At 44.3% G+C, this 19,848-nt stretch carries 20 protein-coding genes; 9 read left to right on the top strand and 11 right to left on the bottom strand.

Going from position 1 to position 19,848, the window contains the following annotated elements; translation table 11 throughout:
* Window positions 1–51: 51 nt before the first annotated feature.
* Both pepT and BCT11_RS20665 read right to left on the bottom strand, forming a co-directional pair.
* A complete protein-coding gene (gene pepT / locus BCT11_RS20670; RefSeq protein WP_042603276.1) occupies window positions 52–1,281 on the bottom strand; it encodes a peptidase T in 1,230 nt (409 codons plus the stop codon).
* Window positions 1,282–1,471: 190 nt separating this feature from the next.
* Window positions 1,472–2,332, bottom strand: a complete 861-nt coding sequence (locus BCT11_RS20665) for a DUF6279 family lipoprotein (RefSeq protein WP_102389156.1) — start codon at window positions 2,330–2,332, stop codon at window positions 1,472–1,474.
* A gap of 263 nt (window positions 2,333–2,595) precedes the next feature.
* Here BCT11_RS20665 and BCT11_RS20660 point away from each other — a divergent pair, with 263 nt between their 5' ends.
* On the top strand, window positions 2,596–2,769 hold the full coding sequence (locus BCT11_RS20660; RefSeq protein ID WP_038867409.1) for a hypothetical protein: 174 nt from the start codon (window positions 2,596–2,598) through the stop codon (window positions 2,767–2,769).
* 51 nt (window positions 2,770–2,820) lie between these two features.
* On the opposite strand, the gene BCT11_RS20655 is transcribed toward BCT11_RS20660, so the two are convergent.
* Both BCT11_RS20655 and narQ read right to left on the bottom strand, forming a co-directional pair.
* Window positions 2,821–3,453, bottom strand: coding sequence for a response regulator (locus tag BCT11_RS20655; protein WP_241909045.1), 633 nt, complete (start codon window positions 3,451–3,453; stop codon window positions 2,821–2,823).
* Window positions 3,440–5,176 (bottom strand): nitrate/nitrite two-component system sensor histidine kinase NarQ, encoded by a 1,737-nt coding sequence (narQ, locus tag BCT11_RS20650; protein ID WP_102389155.1) that lies wholly within the window; start codon window positions 5,174–5,176, stop codon window positions 3,440–3,442. Before narQ ends, BCT11_RS20655 begins: the two co-directional genes overlap by 14 nt.
* A gap of 246 nt (window positions 5,177–5,422) precedes the next feature.
* Between narQ and napF the strand changes: the two genes are divergently transcribed.
* From napF to BCT11_RS20620, 6 genes are all read left to right on the top strand, one after another.
* Window positions 5,423–5,908, top strand: coding sequence for a ferredoxin-type protein NapF (gene napF / locus BCT11_RS20645; protein WP_080774391.1), 486 nt, complete (start codon window positions 5,423–5,425; stop codon window positions 5,906–5,908).
* A gap of 42 nt (window positions 5,909–5,950) precedes the next feature.
* Window positions 5,951–6,259, top strand: coding sequence for a chaperone NapD (locus tag BCT11_RS20640; RefSeq protein ID WP_038877602.1), 309 nt, complete (start codon window positions 5,951–5,953; stop codon window positions 6,257–6,259).
* Window positions 6,256–8,745 (top strand): periplasmic nitrate reductase subunit alpha, encoded by a 2,490-nt coding sequence (gene napA, locus BCT11_RS20635; protein ID WP_102389154.1) that lies wholly within the window; start codon window positions 6,256–6,258, stop codon window positions 8,743–8,745. Before BCT11_RS20640 ends, napA begins: the two co-directional genes overlap by 4 nt.
* Before the next feature lie 78 nt (window positions 8,746–8,823).
* A complete protein-coding gene (locus tag BCT11_RS20630) occupies window positions 8,824–9,279 on the top strand; it encodes a nitrate reductase cytochrome c-type subunit (protein WP_038867487.1) in 456 nt (151 codons plus the stop codon).
* A 28-nt stretch (window positions 9,280–9,307) separates the two neighbouring features.
* Complete coding sequence (locus tag BCT11_RS20625) at window positions 9,308–9,886, top strand: NapC/NirT family cytochrome c (protein WP_038867399.1); 579 nt, start codon at window positions 9,308–9,310, stop codon at window positions 9,884–9,886.
* Between the two features lie 15 nt (window positions 9,887–9,901).
* On the top strand, window positions 9,902–10,036 hold the full coding sequence (locus BCT11_RS20620; RefSeq protein WP_009704753.1) for a TIGR02808 family protein: 135 nt from the start codon (window positions 9,902–9,904) through the stop codon (window positions 10,034–10,036).
* 262 nt (window positions 10,037–10,298) lie between these two features.
* On the opposite strand, the gene phaC is transcribed toward BCT11_RS20620, so the two are convergent.
* The 4 genes from phaC to BCT11_RS20600 form a co-directional block, all read right to left on the bottom strand.
* Window positions 10,299–12,074 carry a class I poly(R)-hydroxyalkanoic acid synthase gene (phaC, locus tag BCT11_RS20615; RefSeq protein WP_102389153.1) on the bottom strand — a complete coding sequence of 592 codons (1,776 nt, stop codon included), beginning with the start codon at window positions 12,072–12,074 and terminating at the stop codon, window positions 10,299–10,301.
* Between the two features lie 66 nt (window positions 12,075–12,140).
* Window positions 12,141–12,488, bottom strand: coding sequence for a phasin family protein (locus tag BCT11_RS20610; RefSeq protein WP_038867394.1), 348 nt, complete (start codon window positions 12,486–12,488; stop codon window positions 12,141–12,143).
* A gap of 43 nt (window positions 12,489–12,531) precedes the next feature.
* Window positions 12,532–13,740 carry an acetyl-CoA C-acetyltransferase gene (locus tag BCT11_RS20605; RefSeq protein ID WP_038867390.1) on the bottom strand — a complete coding sequence of 403 codons (1,209 nt, stop codon included), beginning with the start codon at window positions 13,738–13,740 and terminating at the stop codon, window positions 12,532–12,534.
* Between the two features lie 10 nt (window positions 13,741–13,750).
* Window positions 13,751–14,491 (bottom strand): SDR family oxidoreductase, encoded by a 741-nt coding sequence (locus BCT11_RS20600; protein ID WP_102389152.1) that lies wholly within the window; start codon window positions 14,489–14,491, stop codon window positions 13,751–13,753.
* Between the two features lie 751 nt (window positions 14,492–15,242).
* Between BCT11_RS20600 and BCT11_RS20595 the strand changes: the two genes are divergently transcribed.
* Window positions 15,243–15,863 (top strand): LysE family translocator, encoded by a 621-nt coding sequence (locus tag BCT11_RS20595; protein ID WP_038867386.1) that lies wholly within the window; start codon window positions 15,243–15,245, stop codon window positions 15,861–15,863.
* 11 nt (window positions 15,864–15,874) lie between these two features.
* The gene (locus tag BCT11_RS20590) at window positions 15,875–16,141 is read left to right on the top strand and encodes a hypothetical protein (protein WP_102389159.1); all 267 of its coding nucleotides are present in this window, start codon (window positions 15,875–15,877) and stop codon (window positions 16,139–16,141) included.
* A 288-nt stretch (window positions 16,142–16,429) separates the two neighbouring features.
* Here the strand turns inward: BCT11_RS20590 and secF are convergent, their stop codons facing one another.
* The 3 genes from secF to BCT11_RS20575 form a co-directional block, all read right to left on the bottom strand.
* Complete coding sequence (secF, locus tag BCT11_RS20585; RefSeq protein ID WP_102389151.1) at window positions 16,430–17,332, bottom strand: protein translocase subunit SecF; 903 nt, start codon at window positions 17,330–17,332, stop codon at window positions 16,430–16,432.
* Window positions 17,333–17,335: 3 nt separating this feature from the next.
* The gene (gene secD / locus BCT11_RS20580) at window positions 17,336–19,174 is read right to left on the bottom strand and encodes a protein translocase subunit SecD (protein ID WP_038867483.1); all 1,839 of its coding nucleotides are present in this window, start codon (window positions 19,172–19,174) and stop codon (window positions 17,336–17,338) included.
* A gap of 166 nt (window positions 19,175–19,340) precedes the next feature.
* On the bottom strand, window positions 19,341–19,820 hold the full coding sequence (locus BCT11_RS20575) for a hypothetical protein (protein WP_038877615.1): 480 nt from the start codon (window positions 19,818–19,820) through the stop codon (window positions 19,341–19,343).
* Window positions 19,821–19,848: the final 28 nt, after the last annotated feature.

Raw genomic sequence — 19,848 nt, 5'->3', positions numbered from 1 at the left:
AACTTTACGGGGTCACTTCACTGTCTGGGCTTTTTGTATCTAGCGTGACACTTAGCTATGCTTCTTCGCGGTAAGTTCAGCAATTTTCACAATGACTTGTACTGATTTCTCCATCATTTCTACCGAGATAAATTCATGAATGCCATGGAAGTTATAACCGCCGGTAAAGATGTTCGGACAAGGTAAGCCCATAAATGATAGGCGCGCACCATCTGTACCACCGCGTATCGGTTTAATAAGTGGCTCTACATCGCACTCTTCCATCGCTAATTTAGCGAGTTCGATAATGTGAGGGTAAGGCTCTACCATCTCTCGCATGTTGTAATAGCTGTCAGTTAACTTCAAATCAACCGAGCCATGCTTCAGCCCCGCGTTCATGTCATCGACTAGCTTCTGCATAAAGGCTTTACGGCTTTCAAGTCCTTCACGATCGAAATCACGGATGATGTAACCTAGCTCACTGCGGGCGACACCAAGTTCACCAGATTTAAGATGAAAGAAACCTTCGTAGCCTTCTGTCGTTTCTGGCGTTTGATCTTCTGGCATCTGCACTTGGAATTTCGCAGCCAAGTTCATAGCGTTAACCAGTTTACCTTTAGCAGTACCTGGATGAACACTTACGCCATGGAAAATAACATCTGCACTGGTCGCGTTGAAGTTTTCGTATTCCAATTCTCCTTGAGGGCCACCGTCGATAGTGTATGCCCATTGCGCGCCAAACTTTTCTACATCGAACAAATCAGCACCGCGACCAATCTCTTCATCGGGAGTAAAGCCGATACAAATATCACCGTGTGGGATTTCTGGGTTTTCGATCAACATGGCAACGGCAGATAGAATCTCTGCAATACCCGCTTTGTTGTCAGCGCCAAGCAACGTTGTGCCGTCAGTGGTAATTAGGTTGTGGCCATGAAGTTCATGCAGATCTGGATACTGCACCGGAGAAAGCACTTCATCACCTAGACCAAGAGCGATATCACCGCCTTGGTAATCTTCAATAAACTGGGGATTTACGTTTTTGCCTGAAGCATCAGGCGCGGTATCCATGTGAGCAATAAAACCGATAGCAGGCACAGCGTAATCAACATTAGACGGTAATTTTGCCATTAGGTAACCGTTATCACTTAAGGTTACGTTGCTCAATCCGAGTTCCTGCATCTCTTTCTTTAAATGCTGAGCAAAAACTAACTGACCGCCAGTACTTGGGCAGGCGCTCTCGTGGGGATTTGATTGAGTATCGAACGTGACGTAGCGAAGAAATCTTTCAACTAAATGCTTCATAATTATTCTCATTGTTTTGGGTGAAGGCCCGCACAAGGGATACATGGGTGTGCGAGGATCCTATCCAACATGGTTCGACAAGCCATGTTACGCTCATGCCACAATAAGAATTTGCTTTGAATCAGTTTTTCATCAGAAAGTGCTGGTATGCCCTACCAGCACTCACACTAACAGATTGTTTTATCGAGTATTAATTCAGTAGTTCTTCAGCAAGCTCACGCCATTCACGAATTTTGCCATGAAAATGTCGCCATTGTTTATCACTCATCGATTGGGATATATCTAGAGTGAATTGATCCGTCAGTTCGATATTACGATCAATATTGTCCCTCAATTGATCACTATAATAACTTTCCGGCTCGAATAAGAGCTTCATGAATACCTGCTGGTAAACAACAGTGTTGGTTTTATTTTCGAAAAGGTACTCTAACTCCTGAATTATTGACGAGCGGTAATCTCGCCATAACGGACTATTTATAATCACCTCTTTAGAAAGTTGTTTCGCGCGCACTTTTTGCTGGTTAGATAATTTACCAAGCCACTCTTCCATCCACTCTTCTGTATTCTCTAAGACAATTTCTCGCAGCTCTTGTTCCGTTTTCCCTGCGTATTTTTCATCTCTTTCTTTGTAACGCTCTTTTACACTGTCGACAAACTCCGATTCTTGCTTAGTGTCTAACTGCATACTCAGCGAGAAGAGGTCCGGCGCGGCTTTCGAGACAAAACGTTGGTAGTGGTCTCGCATTTGATCTCGGTTCGCTTGCAATGACTCTAGCGTCACGTTGTCTTTATTCAGTGACTCTAATTGTTTTAAGTGATCGATATATAAAGGTAATTCTTCCTCTTTATGCCAATCGGCCAGTAATAAAATACGCTCTTCAAGCAACGACTCTTGCTCTCCATCAAGAGAAACGTAATCGTCTAAATATTCAATCACAACCCAGTCTATATTGCTGTATAAAAACTTTTTTGCACATCCGGCTAACAACACAATAGATATCAATACAAATCCATATCGAACCGCTTTATTGGATAAACTTTTAAATTTCATCACCGATCCATATTCCCTTTTTTATTGATTAAGTTCTATACTCACCCTAAATCACTTAGTATTGCGGCAAACTTTCGTCAGTATGGCAAAGTCTTTTTGCCACCCTCGTAGTATATAGAGTTTGAAATTAACTTTTTTATCACAACTATCCGCAAAAAAGTGAGTTAGTGCGCAATTATCGGCCAAAATATGAACGAGACGGCGTTCCTTAAATGGCATATAAATTGCATCAATAACAACAGGATAGTTTATGGAGGCGTAGCATGGCTGCTGCTGAGCAACTTGATACGATTGTAGAGTACGAAATTCGTTACTTTGAACAGGGGAAAATACACAGTATGAGAGTGGTCGCGGAAGATAAAAAAGCGGCACATCATTACTATTTAGAGTGCGGTAAATACAACAGCGATTTGTACTCTATTCGCCCAGACAAATAAAAAAACCGCCTAAATTTGGGCGGTTTTTGCATCTAAAGCACTCAGAGTAAGTTACTTAATTTCACCAAAGCGCTCTAGGTAAAGCACGGTTGCTGCAGTACGTGAAGGTACTTTCAGCTTTTTGAGTAGACTCTTCATGTGTACTTTTACCGTCGACTCAGAGATAAACAGGCGATCTGCGATCTGTTTATTACGAAAGCCACGTGCTACCTCTTGCAGGATCTGCGTCTCGCGATCGGTCAGCGAGTCAAACACATCCTCTTGTCCTGAACGCTCGTTCAAGTATCCCGCAACCGCTTGGCTGTAGGCCTTGTCACCTTCATGTGCTTGTTTTAGTAGCTCAACTAATTCATCTGGCTCGGTATCTTTTAGTAAGTATCCGTCTGCTCCGCTACGCACAATCGCTTCAATATCCGCAGGGCTATCAGAAACCGTCAAGATTACAATGCGAGCTTCACAACCATCGGCACGAAGTGCTTTAAGCGTGTCCAAGCCGGACATGCCTTTCATATTCAGATCCAGAAGCACCAAATCCAGCTCGAGTTCGTGAGCTTTTGCGACCGCATCCGCACCACTACTGGCCTCTGCGATAACTTCAAAGTCTGACTCAAAACTTAGCAACTGATGAATACCACGTCTCATGAGTGGGTGATCGTCCACCAGCATTACTTTACACACTGTCAATGTTTACTTCCTTACTATGTTGGAATTCTAGTCTCACGATACAACCATCGTTCTTTGCCGCCTCTACACTGAGGTCTGCGTGCAATCTTGCTGCACGTTCTTGCATGATGCTCATACCGTAATGATTTAATTTTTCGTCTTGTTGCTCAAAGCCTATACCATCATCAGCTACAGTCACTGTGACTTTCCCATCAGAATCAAGACATTGGATCTTAATATTCTTAGCTTGAGCGTGTTTTATCGCATTTATTGTCGCTTCTCTGATCAACTGTAGTAGATGCACCTGTTGATGCGCGTCTAATTCCGTTGATGAAAGCTTATTATTCAAAGAAATTTCCGCTGCTGTTTGTTCGTCTAACGTCGCCACCATTTCTTGAAGCGCTTGACCAAAACTGCCCTCTTTAATCGTAAGACGGAAGGTGGTCAAAAGCTCACGTAATTGGGTATAGGCAGCTGACAAGCCAGTATCGAGCTCAGCGATCACTTGATTCGTTTGAGAGATCGCTTTTTCATCTGGAATATTTTTCACACTGCGTTTGAGCAGCGATACTTGTATTTTTAGATAAGACAAAGCCTGAGCCAAAGAGTCATGTAACTCACGAGCAATAGTTGCACGCTCTTCCATCAATAACAGCTGCTCGGCTTGTCGTTGCGCACGGTTGTAATATACCGCACGTGATAAGATTTGAACAAAGTTGTCGATCAGTGTTTCATTCGGGCACGGTAAACCAGCTTTCCAATGTAAGTAACCGAGGTGCTCACCATCCAACGTTAATGTCTCACTGTGGCAATCGGTATCACAACCGTGTCGACACTCTTCTCCTTCGGTCAGTATCCAATTTGGCTCGCCAATTTGATCAATTTCGAGCTTAACTGCACGAATTCCTTCCAAACTTGCAATATGTTGTAAAATAGCCTGAAAATTTTCTTGATGGATACGAGAAGCCGTCAGCTCTTTAGACGAATCGTACAGCACTTGAAGCGATTGATTTGCGTGCTGTAGCTTACGAGTTTTTTCGTCAACCGCTTGCTCTAACCCTCGATATAACTTACCCAAATCCATCGCCATCCGATTGAATGTTCGGGTTAAAATTCCCATCTCATTGTCGCTTGAGATGTTAAGCGATACATCAAATGAGCGGTTTTTAATTTGCTCACTTGCCGCAACCAAAGCGCGTAACGGCCTTACCACTTCTAACCGAATAAAATGCACAACAAACATGCTTGTACACAGAATCCCGCCAAGCCCCAGCCCGCCAATCCATGCTAGGTTGATGAGTTTTTGCTCAGAATAGTTTTGCAGCTTAAAAACAAAGGCATCAATTTGTTGAACAAAACCAGCGACTAAAACCAAGTATTGAGTCCGATCTTGGCTCTTTAATACCGATTTAAGTTCGTGCCAACGCAGAATCAACCGGTAATAGTCTTTTGTGATGTCTTCGGGCACCGTCCAATGTTGAAGCGCTCTCATAGAATGTGAATAGATTGACGCTTCAAATAAATCAATGTGTGAAGAATAATCAACAGATTCACTTTGAATATCATGAGCTAACCGATAACTCTGCATTCGCATTGAACCAGCAACGTTGACTGCCTCCGCATCGTTCAAGCTTGATGCTAAAGTGAAAATAGCAAAGCCAGTAGTCGCTACAGAAAGAAGTAAAATCAACATCATGGCAGATGCAATTGTACGTGTTACTGACTTTTTCACATTTTTAAACAACTCTGAACTCCGCTCATTTGATAACCATGTTTGCCTTTCTACAACACGTATTATCTTTCAACTTTATCAATATGTGATCACCTGCGTCGGAATTTATTGATCCAAAACAATATTGCATTCGAATTACCCCCTAAGAGGTATTTATAGATATATGTCAAAAACTACAATTTCGTGTACTTAAATGACAGTTTATTAATGAAATTGTGGGCTATGCTTAGTTTGGGTTTCAAATTTTGAGGTGACTAAGTGGTAGACCTTTCTCGAAGAAGACTTTTTGCTAGAAAAACGCAGTTGGATAATTCCTTACGTCTTCCTTGGATAGCGAAGCCAACGCAGTTTACAGACGACTGCACTCGTTGCGGTAAATGCGTCGAGGCATGTGAAACCAAAATTATAATCAAAAGCGACGGTGGATTTCCTGCGGTCAACTTTTCTATCGATGAATGCACTTTTTGTTATCAATGCGCCAATGTTTGTCCTGAACCCTTGTTCTTAGCAGAAACAGAACAGCCATGGCAGGCAAAAGCGAGCATCACCGATAGTTGTTTAGCTAAGCAAAATGTCGAGTGCCGAAGCTGCGGGGACATGTGTGACCCAATGGCAATCCGGTTCAAATTGGAACTGGGCAAGGTGGCACAACCAAATTTAGACCTTGATGAGTGTAACGGCTGCGGCGCATGCGTTTCAGTGTGCCCTACTTCATCCATCAATGTGAGCAATATAACAGCCTGAACCGTCAGTGGTCGGTGAAAGGCAATAAAACGAGAGAGACATATGTCACTAAACGAAGTGCATATTTCAAGTCTGGTAGTGCATGTTCTGCCTGAACATTTAGCAGAGACGAAAACCCAGATCGAAACATATGAAAATGCGGAAATCTACGGCGACAGTCCTGAAGGCAAAATCATCGTTGTGCTTGAAACAGAGAACCAAGGTTTCATCACAGACACTATCGATGCGATTAATAATTTACCGAATGTCTTGAGCACGGTTTTGGTTTATCACCAAATCGAAACTGGGCTAGAAGAAACGGACGAAAAAGACACTGGAACACAACATTCCCAAATTGAGGGTGAAGTATGAAAATGACAAGACGTGCGTTTGTGAAAGCAAACGCGGCTGCATCAGCTGCTGCTGTCGCAGGTATTACACTACCAGCTTCTGCAACTAACCTGATTGCAAGCTCTGATCAAACCAAAATCACATGGGACAAAGCGCCTTGTCGTTTCTGTGGTACAGGCTGTTCTGTTCTTGTTGGTACTCAAAACGGTAAAGTAGTAGCAACACAGGGTGACCCTGAAGCGCCGGTAAACAAAGGCCTGAACTGTATCAAAGGTTACTTCCTTTCAAAAATCATGTACGGCCAAGATCGTCTGACTACGCCAATGCTGCGTATGAAAGATGGTAAATACGATAAGAACGGTGATTTCACACCGATCTCTTGGGACGCTGCTTTCGACATCATGGCAGAGAAATGGAAAGCATCTCTAGAGAAAAAAGGCCCAACCAGCGTGGGGATGTTCGGTTCTGGCCAATGGACAGTAATGGAAGGTTACGCTGCTGCAAAAATGATGAAAGCAGGTTTCCGCTCTAACAATATCGACCCTAACGCGCGTCACTGTATGGCATCTGCTGTAGTTGGCTTCATGCGTGCATTTGGTATCGATGAGCCAATGGGTTGTTACGATGACTTCGAGAACGCAGACGCATTCGTTCTTTGGGGTTCAAACATGGCAGAAATGCACCCTGTACTTTGGACTCGTATTACTGACCGTCGCCTAAGCCACCCTCACGTTAAAGTGAACGTGCTTTCTACTTACTACCACCGTTCATTTGAGTTGGCAGATCACGGCTACATTTTCAATCCTCAGTCTGACCTAGCGATTGCTAACTTCATCGCAAACTACATCATCGAAAATGATGCAGTGAACTGGGATTTTGTAAACAAGCATACTAACTTCACCCAAGCTGACACTGATATTGGTTACGGTCTACGTGACGACGACCCACTACAAAAGGCAGCGAAGAATCCGAACTCTGGCAAGCTAACTTCTATCTCATTCGAAGAATACAAAAAGTCTGTAGCACCATATACGGTTGAGAAAGCGTCAGAGATCTCTGGCGTTGAAAAAGAAAAACTGATTGAGCTTGCGAAGCAATACGCGGATCCAAACACAAAAGTGATGTCTCTATGGACGATGGGTATGAACCAACATACTCGTGGCGTATGGATGAACAACTTGGTTTACAACATCCACCTACTAACCGGCAAGATTGCGACTCCGGGTAACAGCCCATTCTCACTAACAGGCCAACCATCAGCGTGTGGTACGGCTCGTGAAGTTGGTACATTTGCTCACCGCTTACCAGCAGATATGGTCGTTGCTAACCCTAAACACCGTAAGATTGCAGAAAATATCTGGAAGCTACCGGAAGGCACTATCCCACCGAAACCGGGGTTCCACGCAGTACTGCAAGACCGTATGTTGCATGACGGCGTTCTAAACTGTTACTGGGTTCAATGTAACAACAACATGCAAGCTGGTCCGAACATCAACGCTGAGCGTCTTCCTGGTTACCGTAACCCAGAAAACTTCATCGTCGTATCTGACCCATACCCAACCGCAACCGCGCAAGCTGGTGACCTTATCCTTCCTACCGCGATGTGGATTGAGAAAGAAGGCGCATACGGTAATGCTGAGCGTCGTACTCAAGCATGGTACCAACAAGTTGGTACGATTGGTGATGCGAAATCTGACCTATGGCAAGTAATGGAATTCTCGAAACGCTTCAAGATGGAAGAAGTGTGGCCAGAAGAGTTACTTGCTAAAGCACCGGAATACCGTGGCAAAACCATGTACGACATGCTGTTCAAGAATGGTCAAGTGGACAAGTTCCCTATCGAAGAAGCGCGTGAGATGAACGATGACGCGCACCACTTCGGTTACTACGTACAGAAAGGTCTGTTCGAAGAGTACGCGACGTTTGGTCGTGGTCACGGTCACGACTTAGCACCATACGATGTTTACCACACAGTACGCGGTCTACGCTGGCCGGTTGTTGATGGCAAAGAAACACAATGGCGCTTTAAAGAAGGTTCTGACCCGTACGCGAAAGCAGGTTCAGGTTGGGACTTCTACGGCAATGCAGATGGCAAAGCGAAGATCATCTCTGCACCATACGAAGCGCCACCAGAAGTGCCTAACGAAGAGTTCGATATGTGGCTATGTACAGGCCGAGTTCTTGAACATTGGCATACCGGTACAATGACGCGCCGTGTTCCAGAGCTATACAAAGCAGTTCCAGATGCGGTGTGTTACATGCACCCTGACGACGCTAAAGCTCGCAACGTTCGCCGCGGGGAAGAAGTTCTGATGGCGAACAAACGTGGTGAAGTACGCGTTCGTGTAGAAACTCGCGGCCGTAACCGTCCGCCAAAAGGCTTGGTATTCGTACCGTTCTTTGATGCTCGTATTTTGATCAACAAGCTGATCCTTGATGCGACGGACCCATTGTCTAAACAGACAGACTTTAAAAAGTGTCCAGTCAAAATCACTAAGATTGCTTAACCGTCAAATAACGAATGCACAGGCCGCCAGCGCGGCGGCCTAGAAAAGAATTTTAGCCTTAAAGGCGGAGATGAAATGATGAAAAAATTACTTGTCGCACTTTTATCTGTAGGTGCTTTGTTGACAGGCGTAGCGCAAGCTGAACTGGACAACCCTGGCGGCACAGGCGGTCTAGACTCGCTACGCGGCACTGCACAGCTTGAAGACACACGTCCTGCGGATGACTTTAAAGATTTTCCAAAAGATCAAATCGTTGAAGACAGCTTTGTTTATCAGCCACCGCTGATCCCACATAGCATTCGTAACTACGAGGTGTCTTTGAACGCAAACAAATGTCTAGCATGTCACAGCTGGAAAAACGCTAAAGACGCAGGCGCTACCAAAATCAGTGTAACGCACTACGTTAACCGAGAAGACGCGGTATTAGCAGACATGTCTCCACGTCGCTACTTCTGTTTGCAATGTCACGTTCCACAAACCAGTGCTACTCCGCTAGTGGAAAACGAGTTTAAGGCAGTCGATTCGCTTCAGTAATTGAAACGCGAGTACTAAGAGGTTACTTATGAAAATACTTAAAGCGTTTTGGAAGAGGCTATCACGCCCAAGTAAAGCTGCCGCTGGTGTTGTTTTATTTCTTGGCTTTGCCGGTGGTCTTCTCTTTTGGGGGGCATTCAACACAGGTATGGAAGCAACCAACACAGAGGAATTCTGTTCTGGCTGTCACGCACCAATCGTTGCTGAAATCCAAGAGACAATCCACTATTCTAACCGTTCAGGCGTTCGTGCTATCTGTTCAGACTGTCACGTACCACATGAATGGACAGATAAGATCGTCCGTAAAGTTCAAGCGTCAAAAGAGTTGTTTGCTCACTACGTGACGAAGACCATCGATACACCAGAGAAATTCCAAGCACGTCGCGAGCACTTAGCAGAACGTGAATGGGCACGAATGAAGAAGAACGACTCTCTTGAGTGTCGTAACTGTCATGAGTTCGATTTCATGGACTACTCACAACAGGGTAAACGTGCAGCAGAACAACACTCAACTGCGCTTGCTTCAGGCGAAAAAACGTGTGTAGATTGCCACAAAGGTATCGCACACAAACTGCCTGACATGCACGGTGTTGAAGGCTGGCAATAAGGAGAAACACAGACAATGAGCAATCTAGAATCCTTTATCTGGCATTTCCTTGGATATAGCGCAATGCCCGTGATTATTCTTTCCGGCTTTGTGGGGGTAGCAGCAGTCTCTCTATGGCTACTTTCACTAGGTAAGGATAAAGAGGTGTAATTAGCCTCTAGCGAGTCGACATTTTTGCCTATTTTGTTGACGGAAAACGCCAAGCAACTGCTTGGCGTTTTTTCTTTCTAACGGGCAAAGAGTACGCTTTGGTTATTGCTCTCCATATACAACCCACCCAAACTAATCACCTTCCCTACGGTTCAATCTAAGGCTATTTGGGGTCAACGAATTAGAAGTGATCTAAGAGAAGTAACACAGATAAAAAAGGCGACCCTATAGGCCGCCAAATAATACTGCTGTGAGGAGCAGTTTAGGACTCTTTAATAGGCAGAACTTGTCGAACGTATTGACCCGGAGCTTCATCAATAGCCGGATTTTGCTCAGAACCAACTGGGAACGGTTCGACCTGCTCTTCTGGGTTGAACTGCATTAACCACTGATGCCAGTGTGTCCACCAAGAACCCTCCTGATGGTTAGCATTGTTAAACCATTCATCAGCAGAATCATCAAGGTTGTCGTTTAACCAGTAGCCATACTTATTTTTAGCAGGATGATTAACGATCCCCGCGATATGACCAGACTCACCCAACACAAAGGTCTTATTGCCGCCAGTATTGAGTGCACCACGATAGGTTCCTTGCCACAATGCGATATGGTCTTCTTTGGTCGATACAAAGTAGCTCGGGATCTTAATCTTATTCAGATCGATCCAGACGCCACCGATCTTCACGCCCTTGTCTTGAACAAGCTTGTTCTCTAGATAGAGTTCACGCAATAAGAAGTTGTGGGAAGCAGCGCTCACATTGGTGCTGTCGCTGTTCCAGTACAGAAGATCGAAGTCTACAGGGCTGTTGCCTTTGAGGTAATTGTCCACGTAGTAATTCCAGTACAGACTGTTCTCGCGTAATAGGCTGAAGGTAACGCTGAGTGAGCGGCCATCCATGTAACCTTTCGCGTTGTTTTGCGTCTCAATTGCACTGATGATGGTATCGTTGATGTACGCCCCTACTTCGCCCGGCTGAGAGAAGTCCAGTAGAGTGGTAAAGAAGCTTGCAGATTTAATGCGTTTCTTCATACGTTTCGCAGCATAGTACGCCACGGTACTGGCCAAGACTGTACCACCAATACAGTAACCAGCCGCATTTATCTGCTCTTGGCCCGTTACGTCTTCGATGGCCGTAACTGCTTTGGCGACGCCTTCCGTCACGTAGTCACCAAACTCAACTTTAGCTTGCTCTTTACCTGGGTTGCGCCAGGACATCATAAACACGCTGTGGCCTTGCTCTAGCAACCAACGAACCATAGAGTTCTTTGCCGTTAGATCAAGGATGTAGTATTTGTTGATAAACGGCGGGACGATAAGCAGTGGCGTTGCATTGATTTTTTCTGTCAAAGGACGGTATTGAATGAGCTCAAACAACTCATTTTGAAACACAACATCGCCTGCGGTTGTCGCCACATCATCACCAACACGGAAAGCATTGTTGTTTGTCATTCGTACTTTCAGAATGTCTGCGCTTGACTCTACGTCCTCTTTCAGCTTTTCCAAACCCGTTAGAAGGTTTTCACCATTTTGCTCTAACGTCAGTTTAAGCAGCTCTGGGTTAGTCGCGATAAAGTTTGAAGGAGAGAGTGCATTGATGGCTTGGCGAGAGAAGAAGGTAATACGTTCTTTCGTCTTCTCATCCAACCCTTCTATAGAATCCAGAGTGTCGAGATAAGTCTTACTAAACAATAGGTAGGATTGTTTGATGAAGCTGTACATCGCTTCGTTTTGCCAAGCTTCGTTAGAGAAACGCTTATCGCCCTTCTCTGCTTCGATGATTTGTGCCTGATTACCAGCTAACGCCACGTTCTGCCATATTTGCAGTTGTTGCTCCCACCACTCAGCTTGGAGTTTTAAAATCGCAGCTGGTTGATTGGCGGCTTGTTCGAACAGTTTAGCCGTATCTTCGAAGTTCACTTCTTGCATGGCCTTATTCAAAGGAGAATTCACGACTGCCTTGTTGACTTCGAAATCATGCCACCACTGATGATTGGTTTCTTGAAGCTTAACAAGATAGTCCGAAAAGAAGTGCTGAAACATAGTCTTACTCCTATATTCGGAAAGAATAACGCCGCCCAAGAACTCGGGCGGCGAAAAGTGGACGTATTACGCAGGAGTAACAGTCTTTAGATTTTCCGAAGTCATTTGTTCAACGTCTTCTTTGAATTCTTTTGCGATAGATTGCAACTTGTTGCTGTCATCCATCATTTGTTGAGAAAGCTTTGTAAGCACGCTTAGTTGCTGGCTGTTAAACGCCGTTAAAGAAGTGACGTCTTTGATTTCTGACGCTGCTTTCATTTGGTTTAGGCCAACTTCGCTATATGTGCGGATTGCATTCAGTTGAAGCTCTGTAAGCACTTCTACATTCTTTGTCACTAGCTTGTTGAACTTCAAGTATGGTTCAAGGTTCTTTTCAGTTTGATCGCTAAAAGTTTTGAAGAAATCAGTGTACATGGTTTATCTCCTAGAGAAAGAATTAAAATATCCGTTTAATTAACTACTTAACTGCTTTTACAACCACAGCCGTGCCCATACCGCCGCCTACACAAAGTGAAGCAACACCGTACTGACCGTCTTGTTTGTGAAGTTCGTGTACTAACGTAACCAAAATGCGGTTACCTGATGCACCTAGAGGGTGGCCTAATGCGATTGCACCACCATTAAAGTTGGCTTTGTCTTGAATTGAGCTCACAGGAACTTGGTTGGTTTCTGCCAATTTATGAATCACACCCAAAGCTTGTGCAGCAAAGGCTTCATTCAACTCATAAACGTCAATATCGCTGGTTTTCAGGTCGGCTTTGTTCAACGCTTTGTTTACCGATTCAACCGGACCAAGACCCATAATTTTTGGATCCAGACCAGACTGCGCATAACTTACGATTTCAGCGATTGGCGTTAAGCCGAGTTCCTGAACTGCACTCTCAGAAGCAAGGATAATGGCACTAGCACCGTCATTAATGCCGGAAGCGTTGCCTGCTGTTACCGTACCTTCACGGTCAAAAGCTGGGCGCAGTTTACTCAAGCCTTCCAGTGTTGCGTTTGCTTTAGGGTATTCATCCGTATCAAACACGACGGTTTCACGACGTTGTTTAACTTCGACCGGCACAATTTCGTCTTTGAACTTACCCGCTTCAATCGCAGCGACAGCCTTTTGTTGGCTCGCTAGCGCATATTCGTCTTGCTGTTGACGCGTCAAACCAACCTCTTTCGCAACATTTTCGGCGGTAACACCCATGTGGTATTGGTTGTAAACGTCCGTCAAACCGTCAGCAATGAGGAGATCTTTCAACTCCATGTTGCCCATCTTATTGCCATCACGTACAACGCTAGGCACGATGAATGGGATTTGTGACATTACCTCGACACCTGCAGCCACAACCACTTGTGCATCGCCACTGCGAATATGAGAAACGCCATCCATGACAGTTTTCATACCACTGCCGCAAACCATGTTCACGCCATAAGCTGGCACAGACTCGGGAATGCCGGCAAACATCGCGGCTTGACGACCAACGCCCATACCTTGCCCTGCTGCGATAACGTTACCAACGATCACTTCATCAACTTTATCGCCCGTTAGTGATGCCGCCTCAAGCGCACCTTTAATTGCAACCGCCGCTAGATTGCCCGCTGACGTGTTTTTTAAGCTTCCGCCAAACGCGCCAATCGGTGTACGTTTCGCTGCAATAACAAATACTTTTTCCATCATCTTCTCCTTAGCTCATGTATAGGCCGCCGTTCACCGAAAGTGTTTCACCGGTGATGTAAGCGCCTGCATCACTCACTAAGAAGCTTACGGATGCTGCAATTTCTTCAGGCGTTGCTAAACGCTTCATTGGGATCTGGTTGGTGATAGACTCCAGCACTTCCGGTTTCATTTGTTCAACCATTGGTGTCCCTGTGTAACCCGGAGCAATAACGTTTACCGTTACGCCGGAGCGAGCCCCCTCATATGCTAATGCTTTAGAAAAACCAATCATGCCAGCCTTAGCCGCTGAATAGTTTGCTTGACCAAACTGGCCTTTCAGACCATTAACAGAAGAGATGTTAATAATACGACCACCACCTTTTTCGCACATGGTTGCAAAAAGCGGCTGTGTCACGTTGAACAAGCTATTTAGGTTGGTATTAATGACGTCGTTCCAAGCTTGTGCAGTCATCTTTTTAAACACGCCATCGCGTGTGATTCCTGCATTATTGACGACGACATCAACGGTTCCTTCTTCCTCAAGTAAAAGTGCTAGTTTTTCAGCACATTGAGCGGTGTTAGTTACGTCTAGTTCAAAAAGACGTACCTGATCTTTATTGAACCCTTTTTCATTAAACCATTCCAACGCACACTCATAGTTACCAGTAAAGTAAGTAGCAATTACTCGATAACCATCATTAACTAATTGAGAGGAAATAGCAGAACCAATTCCGCCTTTTGATCCAGTGATCAAAGCGACTTTCTTCATTGAAGACTCCATTCTTAACGGCATTAAAAAGCGAATTAAGACACTGGCGAAATATTTCGCCAACTGACATATAAATTTATTCTTGTGGCAACAAATCCTCTGCTGCCTTTTATTTTAAGTTAACCTAGAAATATTACATTTCAAATAAAAAACTCATTCATTTGCATAATGATTGATTTAGATCTCACTAGCAATGAAATGTTATAGAAAGGTTAAATTAACTTAAGCAATTGATTCAAAAAGACTTAAACTATAGATAACTTAATCAACGATGATTAAAACCATCTTTATTTCAGTCACTTATACGAATTTTTATGTTTATTGCATTTACAAAGAGTGAAAGATCATCTTTGGTTTCTAAACTAATAATTCTTAATTAAATCATTGGAGTAATAGTTCCAATAGATGACCTTACAAATATTAAATATATCATTTATTTAGATGTCACCTTGCATTAAAACTTTAATTAGCATCAAACCTTTAATGACAATTAAATCAACGTAAAATAAATAAAAACTCTGAAGTCCTTTCCTTAATATAGGTTTATTTAAAAACCGACTTTTTATAAATGTCACCATTTGGTGCATGCAAGCACTAATATGTCGCAATCATTTAATTACTATTTTATTTTTATTAAATAGTTGAAAGGTAGATGGATGTCCAAGAAGGTAACGACTTTTATCTATGGCATCGAAGAGCACTTTGCACTATCTTTGTTGCCTGACTAGCTAATAATACAATAATCACTAATATGAATACCGCTTTGCTGACCATGTTTATCCCCACCTTTTTCTTTGTTTCTATCACGCCTGGCATGTGTATGACACTCGCGCTCACGTTAGGCATGAGCATCGGCTACCGAAGAACCCTGTGGATGATGGCAGGAGAATTAGTTGGGGTGGCGCTGGTTTCTGTCTCTGCAGTACTTGGTATTGCAGCAATCATGCTCAACTACCCATGGCTGTTTACTGCGCTCAAACTGATTGGCGCTAGCTACCTGCTCTATCTGGGAATTGAAATGTGGCGTTCACGAGGTAAGCTTGCAATCAATGTTGATAGTATTGATGTCCCGACTAGTGGTAACTGGGATTTGGTACTTCAAGGGTTTATTACAGCCATCGCAAACCCAAAGGGGTGGGCGTTCATGATTTCACTTCTCCCTCCGTTTATCGATCAAAGTGCAGCACTCACGCCTCAACTTGTTGTTCTCGTCTCTATTATTTTGCTATTTGAGTTCATCTGTATGTCTCTTTACGCTACTGGTGGCAAAGGACTTAAACGTTTACTAGGCCAATCAAAAAACGTGCGCTTGATGAACCGAATTGCAGGCACTTTGATGATGGGTGTCGGTGTTTGGTTGTTATTGAGCTAATTCAGCAAGCAATGACACACATCTTAGATAAGTTCAAACAGACCATTCGTGAGGCGCTCGATTTTCAGGCTCGCGTGTGGGTAGTAAACGTCTATACGGGAGAGCACAGAGGCGAGTCTTATGTGGTGAATGAGGACAGCTTTTCGGAACCATTACAGTGGATGAAGAAGAAAGGTTATCAAGATGCCATGCTCACCAAAGTTGAATCGATGAAGCGTTCCCAAATCATAGAGTTCGATCTTGGTTCAGTGAAGCATCGCCTAATGCGCGTTAAGTAACACCTTCTTTTATTTTATTTCTCGTTTCTCGTTTCTCGTTTCTCGTTTCTCGTTTCTCGTTTCTCTAGATAAAAAAGCGCCACTCAAGTTGAGTGGCGCAAGCACTTTTACCTATACCAATCAGGGTAAGTAGATGGTCACATCACCGCGCAAGAAAAATCGCTTAGAGCAAGGCATAGATTGCAGCTAACTAGTTAACCTACCTACAAAATCTATAACGTAGCTATCAGCGATTTTAACCAGCAATGATGACCAAATATCTATTCTGATTGGTTTACACACCAAACATTATGGTGCAGTGTCGATCTCTACTGGTAGGTAGTGTTTTGGTTCTAGCTTCAACCATTCCGGAAGCACCGTACCAATCGAGATAGATGACCACGTACCCGATAGTACGCCGATAAACATTGCTGTTGAGAAACCAGCAAGAGCTGAGCCCCCCATTATCCATAGTGCTCCAACAGTGATAAGCGTTGTACCAGACGTCACCATAGTACGGGAGAACGTCGCCAGTACCGCTTCATCGTTAATTTGTTCCGTTTTCCAACTTTGCTTAGCAACCAGTAACTCACGAATTCGGTCTGCAATGATAATCGAGTCATTCAACGAGTAACCGAGAATAGCGAGAATCGCTGCGAACACCGTTAAATTGAATTCCATTTGGGTAATAGCAAAGAAACCCAGAACGAGAATAACGTCGTGCGCGAGAGCGAACAATGAACCACTTGCTAAACGCCACTCAAAGCGGAAACACAAGTAACCAAGAATTGTCAGTACTGAAACCAGTAGCGCTAAACCACCTTGATCGAACAAATCCTGACCTACTTGAGCCCCTACGATACTGTTACTTACAACTTTCACTTCATGTGAGATCGGTTTAAGCGTCTCTGCCACACTTGGTAAAGTTTGACCCTCTGTTGGTGCTGAATAGCGAATCACCCAACGACCATCCTCACCAGAACGAGTTACTGATGTCGAGTCACCCAACTTAGGTTGCAGTGCATTCAATAAATCGTGGTTCGTGAGTTGTTTATCGATTTTCACTTCGGTAACCATACCACCAGTGAAATCAAGACCTAAGTTTAGTCCCTTCATACCAAGGGCGACCAGCGCAATGACCGTTAGAACAACAGAAACAAACGTTGTGAAGTAACGAATCTTGCGGATATTTTGTTTTAGCATTTCAACCATGATTTAAACCCTTACATCACGACGGCCATCACGGCCCCAAATTAAATTAATCATTGCACGAGAAGCGAATACGCCAGTAAACATACTGGTCATCAGACCCAAGCCTAGTGTTAAAGCAAAGCCCTGAATTGGACCGTTACCGATCGCGTATAGAATCACTGCTGTGATCATGGTGGTGATGTTGGCATCAAGGATGGTTGCAAATGCACTGTCAAAACCGAGGTCAATCGCTTGAGCGAAGCTGCGACCCTCTCGCATTTTGTCCTTAATACGTTCAAAGATAATTACGTTGGTATCCACTGCCATGCCTACGGTCAATACCAAACCGGCAATACCAGGCAATGTAAGTACCGCGCCTGGAAGCAGCGCGATTAAGCCAAGCAAGCAAAGCATATTTGCACAAAGTGCTACGTTTGCAACCCAACCTAAACGACGGTACCAAAGCGCCATAAAGGTGAGCGTTAAGCCCATACCTAGCGCAAGCGCAGCAAAGCCGTTTTGAATGTTTTCGGCACCAAGAGAAGCACCAATTGTGCGCTCTTCAACAATCGTTACTGGGGCAGTTAGAGAGCCTGCACGCAGAAGCAAAGCTAGTTGTTGCGCTTCATCCATGCTGCCAGCACCTGTGATGCGGAATTGGCTACCAAGTTGAGATTGAATCGTTGCAACACTGATGACGCGTTCACTGCGCTCTGTCATGCCGCGTTCATTTGTCTTGTACTCACGGTACACGGTCGCCATAGGCTTACCAATGTGAGTCGCGGAGAAGTCACTCATCTTCTTACCACCCGCGTGGTCTAGAGAGATGTTTACTTCTGACATGCCCATTTTATCCACGCCGGCACGCGCGTTTACAATGTGCTCACCAGTAAGGACAGGACGTTTAGCAAGAATAACGGTACGGCCGTCGTTGTCTTTTAGAACAAGATCTTGGCTGCTTCGTGCTTGGCTTGCATCTTTCACTTCATAGAAAGCAAGACTCGCTGTTGCACCGATAACGTTTTTCGCTTGGGCAGGGTCTTGAACACCAGGAAGTTCGATACGAATACTCTCTTTACCTTGACGTTGAACCATCGCCTCGGTAATACCGAGTTCTTCTATACGACCGCGCATGATCTTCAAGTTTTGTTGCAACGTAGTCGTTTGGAACTCTTGGATGTTTTGTTCACTTGGTTGAAGTTCAAAGCCTCGGTCTGTGCTTGTCATCGTCCAGCCAGGGTAGTTTTGGCGAAGGAATTGGCTTGCTGCTTTCAAGCCTTCCTCGTTTTCACTGTTTACCGCAATGTGGTTGCCCGCTTCGGCGCGAACCTGAACACCACGAACACGCTCTTCACGAAGGCTTGCTTTGATCTCGTCTACTAATGCGTCACGTTGTTCTTCGAATGCTTTATTTACATCTACGTTCAGTAGGAATTGCACACCACCACGTAAATCCAAACCTAGCTTGATTGGGCTAAAGCCCATTTCATTTAGCCACTCTGGTGCAACCGATACGTAAGAGAACGTAATGCTGTCGTCTTTGTTCAATTGTTCGTTTAACAGAGCCCTCGCTTTACTTTGTGCATCTTCGCCATCGAAAACGATTGTGGTTTGGCCGTCTTTCTCAATGATCTTCGACGCAGGAATGTGATGCGACTTTAATAGCTGATCCAATTGAACCACTGACATCGCACTGTTGTTTTGGTCAGCAAACGTAACCTGAATAGACGGCTGCTCGCCAAACCAAGTTGGGATTGCGCTCAAAGTTAAGATGATAACGGTCGTAATTAATACGACATATTTCCATGCTGAGTAATGGTTCAGCACTTTTCTGGTTTTTTGTGGTTTCGGTGTTTTCTTCATGTAAACATCATCCATTCACTAATCAGTGAATATTCAAATAGTTAAATTCAAGACACGACAAAACGATTACCCAACTAAAAGCAGGTATGGAATGCGCAGAACGATCACTCGCCCTGTAAAAATGTTGTCGTGTTAAGAATGCACAAGATGTGCAGAGTGATGGTGTTTAAGCTGAAAACTGACTATTGAGAGCGACGTACATGGCATTAGTGTCTTTCCAACCAGCAATGCGATGGTCACTAACAAAATGGTGAAAGGTAGATTGGTTTTGACGCCAACTGATGTCCATTAGGCTATAAGCATAACCAGCATCGGCGTAAAAAGGACTGGTTAGATCGCCAACGAAATCAACATGTTCGTCGTCGATATTCTCACGTAGGTGCGATGTCCAACGCTGAGAGTTAAAAATAGCGAATGAATCTTGGCTGGCATGCCCCTCTGAAACAGGAGACTGAGTAGACTCTTCTGTCAGCTCGGAGATATCAACCGGAGAGTTCGTTGCGGAGTTAGCAACCGTAAAAGGTTGTAACTTAGAGAAGTGAGGTAAATGCGATTTATGCTCTAACTGCGCAGCAGAAGCTTGCATTGGCGATAGCACCATTGCAAGTAGCAGCAAAAACAGTTTTCTAACGTAAATCCAAGGCATGATAGCTCACTTAAAACAAAACGAGCCG

The sequence above is a fragment of the Vibrio sp. 10N.222.52.B12 genome, from assembly GCF_002875385.1.
GTDB lineage: Bacteria > Pseudomonadota > Gammaproteobacteria > Enterobacterales > Vibrionaceae > Vibrio > Vibrio jasicida.
The sequence above is the reverse complement of the archived record's forward strand: the minus strand, read 5'-3'. Positions and strand labels throughout refer to the sequence as shown.

Bases quoted from the DNA above. Each gene is read 5' to 3' on its own strand.
- pepT (WP_042603276.1), bottom strand. From the start codon at position 1,281: ATGAAGCATTTAGTTGAAAGATTTCTTCGCTACGTCACGTTCGATACT.
- BCT11_RS20665 (WP_102389156.1), bottom strand. From the start codon at position 2,332: ATGAAATTTAAAAGTTTATCCAATAAAGCGGTTCGATATGGATTTGTA.
- BCT11_RS20660 (WP_038867409.1), top strand. From the start codon at position 2,596: ATGGCTGCTGCTGAGCAACTTGATACGATTGTAGAGTACGAAATTCGT.
- BCT11_RS20640 (WP_038877602.1), top strand. From the start codon at position 5,951: ATGTCACTAAACGAAGTGCATATTTCAAGTCTGGTAGTGCATGTTCTG.
- napA (WP_102389154.1), top strand. From the start codon at position 6,256: ATGAAAATGACAAGACGTGCGTTTGTGAAAGCAAACGCGGCTGCATCA.
- BCT11_RS20630 (WP_038867487.1), top strand. From the start codon at position 8,824: ATGAAAAAATTACTTGTCGCACTTTTATCTGTAGGTGCTTTGTTGACA.
- BCT11_RS20625 (WP_038867399.1), top strand. From the start codon at position 9,308: ATGAAAATACTTAAAGCGTTTTGGAAGAGGCTATCACGCCCAAGTAAA.
- BCT11_RS20620 (WP_009704753.1), top strand. From the start codon at position 9,902: ATGAGCAATCTAGAATCCTTTATCTGGCATTTCCTTGGATATAGCGCA.
- phaC (WP_102389153.1), bottom strand. From the start codon at position 12,074: ATGTTTCAGCACTTCTTTTCGGACTATCTTGTTAAGCTTCAAGAAACC.
- BCT11_RS20610 (WP_038867394.1), bottom strand. From the start codon at position 12,488: ATGTACACTGATTTCTTCAAAACTTTTAGCGATCAAACTGAAAAGAAC.
- BCT11_RS20605 (WP_038867390.1), bottom strand. From the start codon at position 13,740: ATGGAAAAAGTATTTGTTATTGCAGCGAAACGTACACCGATTGGCGCG.
- BCT11_RS20600 (WP_102389152.1), bottom strand. From the start codon at position 14,491: ATGAAGAAAGTCGCTTTGATCACTGGATCAAAAGGCGGAATTGGTTCT.
- BCT11_RS20595 (WP_038867386.1), top strand. From the start codon at position 15,243: ATGAATACCGCTTTGCTGACCATGTTTATCCCCACCTTTTTCTTTGTT.
- BCT11_RS20590 (WP_102389159.1), top strand. From the start codon at position 15,875: ATGACACACATCTTAGATAAGTTCAAACAGACCATTCGTGAGGCGCTC.
- secF (WP_102389151.1), bottom strand. From the start codon at position 17,332: ATGGTTGAAATGCTAAAACAAAATATCCGCAAGATTCGTTACTTCACA.
- secD (WP_038867483.1), bottom strand. From the start codon at position 19,174: ATGAAGAAAACACCGAAACCACAAAAAACCAGAAAAGTGCTGAACCAT.
- BCT11_RS20575 (WP_038877615.1), bottom strand. From the start codon at position 19,820: ATGCCTTGGATTTACGTTAGAAAACTGTTTTTGCTGCTACTTGCAATG.